Here is a 3,944-nt window from a genome sequence, read left to right as displayed (position 1 = left end):
TTTAAGTCTTCACGTCAAACCCAGAGATCTGCCCCTTATCTTTTTCGTCAATCCCTACTTGTCGGCCTGACAAACCCCAAGATGATCATCTTTTTATTGGCACTGTTTCCTTTGTTTCTAAACACCAAAGCCGCGGCAACCCCGCAACTTTTGGTCATGACGATAACCTTTATGGGACTGTCATTCCTAACACTTAGCAGCTTTGCCTTTGCCGCCGTTAAATTTGCCAGATTAATCCAACAGCAATCCGTAGTAGAATTGATCAACAAATTAATCGCGATCATCTTTTTCGGTTTTGGATCCAGCCTGATATATTTTGGTCTGACAACGTTGTAATATCGCCACTATCGTACCAGCACAATCCACGGCTCATCAGACTTTAACTTGAAACATTACCTGCTTTAATGTTTGCTTGATGGAAATTATACGCCCGCATACAGTTAGCCGGCGTACACAGCGAACCAGAACGCAAAGGGCGGGACACTCCTTTAACCATCCCCCTAAAAAAAGCCTGGGATAAGTTCTGGAATCAAAGGGGCGATGATGTCAGCAAGTTTAAGTAAGAAGAAAACAGCTCGTTACAGACACAATCTGCCGCAACTCAAAGGCGGACTTTTCCTGACCGATGCGGGACAGGAAACAGATTTAATCTTTAACAAAGGCATCCCGATCAAAGCCTTTGCCGCCCATACCCTGTTGCCAGATGAAACAGGACGTTCGGCCCTTACAGATTATTACAACGGTTTTCTGGCGCTTGCTCAAAAAGCCAACACAGGCTTTATTCTGGATGGTCAGACATGGAAGGCCCACCCGCATTGGGCTGACGATTTGGAACAGACCCTAGATGAGATAAAGACCGCAAACCAGACATCTATCAATTATATAGCACAACTTCGGGATACTTGGGATAACGGCATTCAAGCCATCGTCCTTAACGCATCTCTAGGCCCACGCGGCGATGCCTATGCGCCGGATTATCAGATCACTGTAAAAGAAGCCGAAGATTATCACGCGCAACAGATCAGTTGGCTGGCCGAAACACCCGTAGATATGATCACGGCCATGACCTTTACCCAGCCGGAAGAAGCCATCGGCGCGATACGTGCTGCACAGAAAGAAAAGCTTCCGATCGCAGTTTCTTTTACGGTCGAAACCAACGGGTTATTGCCCACAGGGCAATCCCTTGCCGATGCTATCGATCAGGTTGACAGGGAAACAAGCAATCAGGCGATATATTTTATGATCAACTGCGCACACCCAGATCACTTCCCCCCAAGTTTATCATCACGAGATCTATCGAATAACAATCTCAAGAAAATGAACTGGGCCACAAGAATAAAAGGCATCCGCTGTAATGCATCACGGATGAGCCATGCAGAGCTGGATAATTGTGAAATCCTCGATGCCGGAAGCCCGACCGAACTGGGGCAACAATACAAAGAAATCTATTCAAGAATGCCATGGTTGAATATTTTTGGTGGATGTTGCGGGTCTGACCTGCGCCATTTAACAGAAATCACGCGTTCAATTCTCTCGCCCACCCGTTTTTGAGCTCGAAACTTAGCCACAAAACAGGAACAAGAGAATTTAATATCAAACAGATTAAACGCTCAGATATTTTTTTAAATCAAGCGTCTGCCAAGGATGGATAGATCAAATGCTGGACATTATCTAACCCAGCTCCGATGTCGATAAACTGTCGCTTGAAGATTTTGAGATAATCATGATTTTTCAAGTTTTCGTCCGGCAACTTCTTTTCATAATCCAGTTCATTTTTCTGAAAAAGAATCAATGGGTTTCCACCATCGATATTGAGCAAAGGAAGTCCAACTGTTTCCATATAAACACTTAGGCCACTTTTCATAACCTGTTCGACAATACCAAAAATACCACAGGGCTGATTAACCACTGCCCACAATGCCTGAGAAGCATGTATCTTGTGCGCGGCCCCCACAAGTTCCAGATAATTACTCCCTTCACAGCTGCCGCCGAACTTTTCACTCAGGTTCGACCCCAAAAGGCGAATTTTAATATAATCGTCCGAAATCAGCTCGTAGATCATAAAGTTCGGAAGCAAAGACGGTATTTGTTCAGGTCGAAAGCTATCACGGGATGGTGCAAACCCATCGCGTGGCAAATCGAGCCAATACCGATAGAACTCTGCAGATTTCGGATGTTTAAAATCCATGAAGAGCACAGCCTTTTTATTTTTAACACAAGCAAAGACAGCCTTCAGAACCGAGCGTTATTTTCTGGCTTAAGTATTTAAAAAGAAAGAAAAGATAACAACAGACATCAGCGCAAAAAGCCGCGAACATAAATCATGCCTGTGAGACTTGACCTTAATCAAGGATTATCTTTCTCATTTTGAGGATACGGCTAAATAAACCATAAACGCGATCACCTCGCGACACAAAATTACTTAAAGTGGATAATTTAACATACTAAATTATCAAAAAATTCAACACAAAGTCATTGTAAAAGAATAATAAATTACAAACTCTTCGTCGACATTCCGAATCAGTCACGCAAAAATGGAACTCCCAATCCCAGATCAAAGTAAGACCGTTCGACAACCCAGATGTACTTCAACAAGCCATCACCTTTGTCATCAAATTCCTGCGGCTCTTTTGCTTGTCTTCCGTCACTATTATAAGCAATCTCATTACTCTGAAAGAAAAGAACAGGATGCTCACCTTCATCATTAGAAACGGGCACACCAACCACTTCTATATGAGCAATACGCCCAGATACCAGTTCCTGCGCGAGCACCGCATGCATCCCACAGTTATTTTTAGCCTGTGACCAAAAGGCTGCCGATGCGGCGTCTTTTCGGTGCTCTTCCACAAAGTCCAGATAATTGCTCCCCGTACGATGGCCACCAAAGCGCTCTTCAACCGTAGAGCCAATAAGCCTTATGCGAATAAAGTCATTGGAAACCAACTCGTAAACCACCATTGTTGACAGCAAGCTTGGAATATCTTCCGGCATAAAGCTATTTTTGTCAGGTAAAATCCCTGTTTTAGGCAGTTTGCACCAATAGTCATAAAAGGCCCGGTTATTAGGATGCCTGAATTTAATCACGCCCTTGTACCATTTTGATTGCCTTTCTATCACGGTCCGTAAGCATCGTTCTTATATAGTAGAACAAAACGATAATTATAGAAGCATAAAACATATGGTTAATAAAGTGTTAACAATTTTTTAACGTACATTACGTCCTATGGATGAAACCGATTAAATTCAATACACTAAGAATGCGAAGTTAAATAGTTTGACCATAGTACATGCATACTTTTAAAACGTTTCAAGGCCCCAAATATGGAATCAACTTCCTTGCATTCTCTTCAACCACTTGTGAGACGGCATTAAAACGAAAAGGCGAAACCACCCCGATGCGACAATCTTTACGACAAAAAATTATTGAGATATGTGACCTGAAAATAGAAAAAAAGGGCGAGACTGTTGGTTTGTCTTTCTATGCTTTCTTTGCCAATAAAAACGATAATCCAGACCTATTGATGGAAGCTGCGACGTGGTGGATCGAAACGCACAAGTTGGATCATTTTGAAAAAGCAAAGAAGATCAAAACGGATAAGCAGAAAGCTCAAGCGAAAAGCCGTAAAAATAAGGTAGAGCTGGAAAATGAAGCGGCAGCCCTGGCCGACAAAGTTCGCGAAGAGCAGCGTCTGAAAAGTCAGGCGCTAAACGAGCAGCGTAAGCAGGAAACGGAAAAGAAGGCAATTGCCGCGCAGATTCGTCAGATCATTGAAATGAACAGTATTTTCAAAGGTAAGGGCGATAATTTAGTGGCATACAATTTCACTGATTTTAATAAAGTGAAAACCCAAAGAAACCTCCCCCCTTTCAAAACCCCAACCATAATTTTGAAAATTTAAGTTCTTTGAATTTAAATTTATTCTTTAAAAAAGAACATAAGTAAC

5 protein-coding genes are annotated in these 3,944 nt (G+C 42.5%); 3 read left to right on the top strand and 2 right to left on the bottom strand.

The genetic code is table 11. The features are described 5' to 3' along the window. Both Q0241_RS21235 and Q0241_RS21230 read left to right on the top strand, forming a co-directional pair. Positions 1 to 336, top strand: a 336-nt coding sequence (locus Q0241_RS21235) for a LysE family transporter (protein WP_299381082.1), incomplete at its 5' end; no start/stop codon positions are given. Between the two features lie 207 nt (positions 337 to 543). Further along, positions 544 to 1,551: a homocysteine S-methyltransferase family protein gene (locus tag Q0241_RS21230; protein WP_299381081.1), complete on the top strand. Its 1,008-nt coding sequence runs from the start codon at positions 544 to 546 to the stop codon at positions 1,549 to 1,551. A gap of 76 nt (positions 1,552 to 1,627) precedes the next feature. Here Q0241_RS21230 and Q0241_RS21225 read toward each other — a convergent pair whose 3' ends face one another. Further along, entirely contained in the window at positions 1,628 to 2,188 is a 561-nt protein-coding gene (locus Q0241_RS21225; RefSeq protein ID WP_299381080.1) for a PAS domain-containing protein, read from the bottom strand. A gap of 332 nt (positions 2,189 to 2,520) precedes the next feature. Continuing rightward, positions 2,521 to 3,084, bottom strand: coding sequence for a PAS domain-containing protein (locus Q0241_RS21220; RefSeq protein ID WP_299381079.1), 564 nt, complete (start codon positions 3,082 to 3,084; stop codon positions 2,521 to 2,523). Positions 3,085 to 3,395: 311 nt separating this feature from the next. On the opposite strand from Q0241_RS21220, the gene Q0241_RS21215 reads away from it, so the two are divergent. Further along, positions 3,396 to 3,899, top strand: coding sequence for a DUF6500 family protein (locus tag Q0241_RS21215; RefSeq protein ID WP_299381078.1), 504 nt, complete (start codon positions 3,396 to 3,398; stop codon positions 3,897 to 3,899). The last annotated feature ends 45 nt before the right edge of the window (positions 3,900 to 3,944 follow it).

The organism is uncultured Kiloniella sp. (genome assembly GCF_937128705.1).
In the GTDB taxonomy this organism is placed as follows: domain Bacteria; phylum Pseudomonadota; class Alphaproteobacteria; order Kiloniellales; family Kiloniellaceae; genus Kiloniella.
The sequence above is the reverse complement of the archived record's forward strand: the minus strand, read 5'-3'. Positions and strand labels throughout refer to the sequence as shown.

What these genes read in the sequence shown, in the direction of transcription:
- Q0241_RS21230 (WP_299381081.1), top strand. Translation starts at nt 544, where the DNA reads ATGTCAGCAAGTTTAAGTAAGAAGAAAACAGCTCGTTACAGACACAAT.
- Q0241_RS21225 (WP_299381080.1), bottom strand. Translation starts at nt 2,188, where the DNA reads ATGGATTTTAAACATCCGAAATCTGCAGAGTTCTATCGGTATTGGCTC.
- Q0241_RS21215 (WP_299381078.1), top strand. Translation starts at nt 3,396, where the DNA reads ATGCGACAATCTTTACGACAAAAAATTATTGAGATATGTGACCTGAAA.